The 5999-nt window shown below is 43.7% G+C and carries 6 protein-coding genes; all 6 read right to left on the reverse strand.

The window, feature by feature from the left end; translation table 11 throughout:
* Window positions 1-129: 129 nt before the first annotated feature.
* Complete coding sequence (locus tag VN379_RS07310) at window positions 130-402, reverse strand: pyridoxamine 5'-phosphate oxidase family protein (RefSeq protein ID WP_325532352.1); 273 nt, start codon at window positions 400-402, stop codon at window positions 130-132.
* A 44-nt stretch (window positions 403-446) separates the two neighbouring features.
* Window positions 447-854 (reverse strand): DUF2000 domain-containing protein, encoded by a 408-nt coding sequence (locus tag VN379_RS07315; protein ID WP_325532341.1) that lies wholly within the window; start codon window positions 852-854, stop codon window positions 447-449.
* A gap of 799 nt (window positions 855-1653) precedes the next feature.
* Window positions 1654-1896: an SWIM zinc finger family protein gene (locus VN379_RS07320; RefSeq protein WP_325532343.1), complete on the reverse strand. Its 243-nt coding sequence runs from the start codon at window positions 1894-1896 to the stop codon at window positions 1654-1656.
* Window positions 1897-2049: 153 nt separating this feature from the next.
* Window positions 2050-3609, reverse strand: coding sequence for a DHA2 family efflux MFS transporter permease subunit (locus tag VN379_RS07325; protein WP_325532345.1), 1560 nt, complete (start codon window positions 3607-3609; stop codon window positions 2050-2052).
* Window positions 3606-4661 (reverse strand): HlyD family secretion protein, encoded by a 1056-nt coding sequence (locus VN379_RS07330; protein WP_325532347.1) that lies wholly within the window; start codon window positions 4659-4661, stop codon window positions 3606-3608. Before VN379_RS07330 ends, VN379_RS07325 begins: the two co-directional genes overlap by 4 nt.
* Before the next feature lie 57 nt (window positions 4662-4718).
* Entirely contained in the window at window positions 4719-5909 is a 1191-nt protein-coding gene (locus tag VN379_RS07335) for a CynX/NimT family MFS transporter (protein ID WP_325532350.1), read from the reverse strand.
* Window positions 5910-5999: the final 90 nt, after the last annotated feature.

The raw sequence follows: 5999 nt of genomic DNA on the forward strand, positions 1-5999 counted from the left end.
AGAGACCGGGAGTCCCAAAGAAGGAACTCCAAACAATCATTGTGAATTTTTTAAAAAAGTCAGTACATCTATTGGTAATAGCATATGCGATAGAAAAGAGAAATCGAGTTTTTAGTACCTGTAAAATACTCATAATCTTGCTTTTCCGGTCATTTTGCAAACTTCTATCTTAAGCACTTTTGCTTTCTCAAAAGCATTGTCAATATATTGTACTCCTGCCTCATAAAAATCAGGACTATACTTTTTAACCATGTCTGTAAGCCCTTTTCGTTTTTCTTCAATATCTTCAACAACAATAATTTTCCCAAATACGATAGCTGACTTGTATTTAGTGGCAAATGCTGCTGGCATTAATTCTACTGCATCAACTACAGTAAAACAAATGCGGTCATTTTTATTTATATGAGATGTTTGTAAATAACCTTTTTCTTAGGCAAAGAATCCGGCTACCTCAACAATCCTAAATTCCCTGTCAGCTTGTTCACTTTTTTTACCGGGCCATATATACAGATGCCCAAATAGTATAGCTGCGTATATGGCAAGCTAGACATAAGACTTGCATAATTTTCATAGTCCAAACATTTTTGGGCGCTCTCACTGAAATCGATGACAGTTATTCCTGACTCTTTATTACTAAACAATTTATCACGAATAGCCTTGATCTGATCTTTACTTCCGCCCAAAATTGGAATGGTTTTGTTGGTAATACCCAGATGGGTCTGTCCATCAGCATCTTGAATATCCTGCCCTACAATGTCGGGAAACAAATTGCCCAGACTGATTCCTAGCACGGCGGTCGTATTTGCGATTAACCCTAACGGCAGTTCCTGGTTAATAATCATGACAGTTTTCAATACATTTTTCCTCTTTTCGTCTTATTACTTTCTCACATCCGGTAGGTATTCACCTGATAAGCATTTTCTCAAGTCACAAGGTGGACTAAGATCATCTACTGTAAGCGCAAAAGAAAAACGATAACCAGACCAGCAGTGACTGATTGGGGCCTAAGGTGGGTTGTCGGCGAGAGCATTACCACATAGTGCCAAGGCGGTGTTGGCACAAGACTTGATATATCACGAGGCGTACATGGCAAAGTATATCCTTTCAGCATTTGCTCTTCCCTCCACCTTTTTCTCCATAATAGCAAACGCTCTCTCTGATGTATTGTAAAAAATTGATGACACCAATTTTGGTGTCATCAATTTAATGCTATAGCATCTAGATTCGCAACCAATGGATCTACTACGATTTGATATTCGCTCATAGCTACTCTTACGGTAAATAGCTTAAATTTTTTTCCTCCTCCCTAGGAATCGCAATAAAAAGAGGCCCAAGGTCAAACACCTCATTCCTCTACAAGTCTTGCGATAAAATATCTTGAAGATGTTCTTCTAGCGGTGGTAGATCTTGAATGAGCACTTGCCAGATCATATCATAACACGCCGTCATAGTCATGTGTTACCACGTCACGTAATCCAGCCATTGCCTGCTCTCCGCGCTTGATCGCTTCGCGGACCATCAAGCCAACTTCACTTGTCGTCACGTCGCTCCAATGAGATGTTTGTAAATAACCTTTTTAGTAGACTAATTATAAATGAAGTTTACTGATAAACTCGGCATACATTCGCCTAGGGCGAAACACACCTTTCTTATTTAGCTGGCCCCTCTTACAGCGCAAAAGACCGCCTGTACATGCTTACAATATGGTCTATCTGTACATGAGCAATCACATTCGCCCCAGACAATTTTACCTTGAGTATCTAGTTTCAAGGTGACTGAATAATTTTCTTGAATAGATACTGTCGCGGTATACTCATTATCTTCTTTTGCAAAATACTGTACAACATTGCCGTTCCAGTAACATTCCTGCCCAAGTTCAATAATCTTTCTTTTCATGAAATCATCTTCTCCCTTAGATAATGCCAATATGGATTTATTAAGTTTAAGTCCCGGATGTATGATCCCTGCCCCTAACAACTAAGTCAGGAGCTCCATTAGGACACCAGGGAGTTTGTGAACGTGACTACGGGAGCGCTTTACACGTAATGATTAGGAACACTTTGCCACCGGCTGGTTTTTGCTGGGTATAAACAGAGCTGCGATACCCAATATGATTAGCATTACGGCAATGAAATGGTAGGTATCCCGATAGGCAAGAACACTGGCTTGATGAAGAAGCTGCTGGTATATTTGCCCCATGGCTGTTGTGGTTGCCTGTGAGGCTGGCACACCTAATTCTGTTATTGATTGTGTATAGGCTGCGAGTGCGCTGCCGTAGCCAGGATTAGCGGTTGTTAGGTTTTGTACCAGATTGGCTTGCTCTATTTGCTGATTTTGAGCAAGCCTGGTTGTAACCAGCGCAATGCCGATACTCCCGCCCAGATTGCGCACCATGGCGACAATGGCCGAAGCATTATTGCTTTGTTCGCGGGGAATCTTTGAGAAGGCGAGTGTGCTGGCCGGAACAAAGAGGAAAGGCAAACCCGCCGTTTGCAGGCAGCGGGCGACCGCGAAAGTAGTATAATCAGTCTGGGGAGTTACTAATCCCGTTAACCACATCCCTATGGCATTGATAAACAACCCGAAAGAAATCAAATATCTGGGCTCGATTCGATTAACAAGCTTGCCTACAAAAGGCATCATAAGGAGCGGTAAGATACCGCTTGGCGAAAGGACCAGGCCGGACAAAGTAGCATTGTAACCAAAGTTGGACTGTACCATCATCGGCAATAATGCTGTACTGCCCAATAAAGTAAAGCCAACAAAGAAAAGTATAACGCAAGGCATACTAAAACTGGGAAGCGCAAAAAGTTTTAAATCTACTATGGGATTTTTCTGTTGTAATAGCCAAAAAACTGCCAGAACAAGCCCTACAACGGCAATGCAGGAGAATATTACAATATAGGAACTGTCAAACCAATCTTCCTGCTGGCCTTTGTCCAGAACAAGCTGCAGTGCGCCTAGTCCTAAAGCGACTAAGCCGAGACCTATATAGTCAATAGTACTAACGGGTTTCTTTTGGGTACTTACCGGATCTTGGACAAAAAAATTAACCAGCAAGACGGCTACCAGTCCAATTGGTATATTTATAAAAAAAATCCAGCGCCAGCTAAAGTTATCAGTAAGAAAGCCACCCAAAACCGGGCCTAGTATCGGCGCCAGCACGGTTGTTATACCAGTAATACCAAATGCGATCCCTAACTTTTGCGGGGGAAAACTATCCCGAATGATGGCTTGCTGGACCGGCTGCATTCCGCCGCCCGCCAACCCCTGCAATAATCGGAATACTACCAGCATGGGAAGGGACGTTGAGATGCCGCACATAAAAGAGGTAAAACTAAAACCCACAATGCAAATAACCAGAAAATTCTTGCGGCCTATGAGACTTGCCAGCCACCCGGATATTGGCATAACAATGCCATTAGCTACAAGATAAGAGGTTAAAATCCAGGTGCTCTCTTCCGAGCCTGCGCCAAGAGAACCGGCAATGTGGGAAAGGGCAACATTGGCAATGGTTGTATCGAGAAGCTCCATAAAAGCGGTCAGACTGACGGCAAGAGATACCAGATAAGGATTCGTTTTTGCCGGCGGAGAAAACGCTTTGCTCATAATCTCGCTCCCGTACTTTCTGTACGTACGGTGGGAACCACCGACATGCCCGGTCCCAGATGAAGAGTACTATCCGGCAAACTATCAAATACAATTTTTACCGGCACGCGTTGCACAATTTTAACAAAGTTGCCAGTTGCATTTTCGGCCGGAAAGAGAGAAAAGTAAGAGCCTGTACCGGATTGGAAACTATCCACTTTTCCCTGCAAAATTACATTCGGATAGGCGTCAATGCGTATATCCACAGGTTGACCGGGCCGCATATGTTCTAACTGGGTTTCTTTAAAATTTGCCACTACCCATAATTCTGGGCCAACTAGTGAGGCTAATTGCTGACCTGTTTGCACATAGTTGCCTGGTTCAACACTGCGTTTAGTGATGCGGCCGTCTATGGCGGCGAAAATTCGGGTATTGGCTAAATCGGTTTCTGCTTGTATAAGATCAGCTTCGGCTTGGAGGACTTGGGCCTGTAATTGTTCACTGGTGCTTTGGGCAGCGGCGATAACATTAGGAACAGTAGTTGCCGAGCGAAGATCTGCTCTAAGCTTCTCCAGGTTAGAACGGTTGGATTTTTCTGTTGCGATTGCCTGATCTAATTGTTGTCGCGAGCAGGCCCCGGTCTGAAATAAGTTTTCCATACGTTGTCTGTCACTCAACGCATTTTCCCAGATGGCTTCGGCAGCGGCAACCTGGGCTGAGGCCGCATCTCTGCTAGATGGGGCGGAAACGGCAATGGTATCGCTATTGTTGACGGCGGCATTAGCAGCAGCTTTAGCAGCACTTAATGCCGCTTTAGCCCGATCGCGGCGAATCAGATAATCGGTAGGGTCAATTTCTAGCAGCACATCGCCGGCCTTAACCAACTGATTATCCTGGACGTATAAATTCTTTACATAGCCTTGTACTTTTGGACTTATTATGACTGTGCGACCATCAATTGCGGCGCTATCAGTTGATACCTCGCTGCAATGAAGATAATAGTAGACTCCGCCCCCCATGAAAATCGCCAGGGCAACCAAAAATATTTTAATAAATTTTTGAGGCAGTCTCATAAAGTCGTCCTTCCCTTCCTGTTTTACCAAACTATTTGCAAGATTTCATCTAACTTCCTAGCGGACTTGTACCGTTTTTTTTACCTTGGCTAATGAAATAGTGAATATCACTCCTATAATTAAGATACTTACAGTAGGAAGAAAAGCCTGAGACCAACGACCGTCAGCTGTTATGTAGCCAAATAAAGGAGTTGCAACTAAATTCGCAACACTTTGCATCATAGCCATTACCCCCATGCCAAGTCCTGTCAAAGCACGATTTCCCATAACTACAGGAACCATAGCGAATATTAGCGCACAGGTAAAACCGGTAATAAAGCCGATTACAGCCAAATAGCTGACAAGAACTGCTTGTGGCACCAAGAAACCAATCGGATATGTCAAAGCTGATAAGACAGCGCACGCTATTAAAATTGAGTTCTGTTTTCTGGTTTTAGTCAGCAGAAAGCCGGCAAGGATGCCACCCGGGACACTCCATAAAAACCCTAAACTTGCGTATGAATTGGCGGTTATCTGGCTAAAGCCAAACGCCTCGCGAAAGTACGTTGGTGCCCATGTTAGAAAACCAAGGCTGCCAATCATCATAAATAAGAAAGAAAAACCCAACAACCATATTTGGGGCGTCTTGAGTCCTGCAAGATAAGGAGTCGCAGCGGTAAAATTACTCGCACGGCCATAACGTTCGCCGGCCGAGGGTTTCTTTACGACGATTGCATAGACAACTAAAGCAATCAGGGCTAGAATTCCGCCGAACCACCAGCTGCCCCTCCAATTACCAAATGCTTCTGTTATTGGGTGTGAGATGTTATAAGCAATGGTACTGCCAACTGGATACCAGGTCGCCCAAACTCCCATCGGAAGACCTAACTTGTCATGCCTGAAGTACATGGCAATTACAGCCGGAGCGATAACAGCAATCAGGCTTAAGCCTACTCCTTCAATGATTCGCCCTGCCATTAAAATAAACAGAGTCGACGTCGTGGCTCCTACAATACAGCCCGCAAAGATACAACTCAGTCCAACTATGCCGCTGCTTCTTGGCCCAAAGCGGCTTAATAAAACTGCTGCGGGCAAAGCCATAATTATACCGGTCAGAGCAAAAACTGACATTAGAAAACCACCAACTGTTGCATTCACCTGAAATTGTTGCATTAACACTCCCATGAGCGGCGGTACTTTAAATTGATTTAAAATTACAATAACACTTGCTAGATAGACCACAAATACAATAGTCCACTCTTTTCGCAAAATAATCACCCTTTATAATTACTTATAGAAAGATTATAAACGCTAGCAAAGTAGCCAGAAATTGACTCTCTCCAAGACATTTTCTTGTTC

The organism is Sporomusa sp., assembly GCF_035561255.1.
Taxonomy (GTDB): domain Bacteria; phylum Bacillota; class Negativicutes; order Sporomusales; family Sporomusaceae; genus Sporomusa.

Coding starts and splice junctions, on each gene's coding strand:
- VN379_RS07330 (WP_325532347.1), bottom strand. CDS start 4,661: ATGAGACTGCCTCAAAAATTTATTAAAATATTTTTGGTTGCCCTGGCG.
- VN379_RS07320 (WP_325532343.1), bottom strand. CDS start 1,896: ATGAAAAGAAAGATTATTGAACTTGGGCAGGAATGTTACTGGAACGGC.
- VN379_RS07325 (WP_325532345.1), bottom strand. CDS start 3,609: ATGAGCAAAGCGTTTTCTCCGCCGGCAAAAACGAATCCTTATCTGGTA.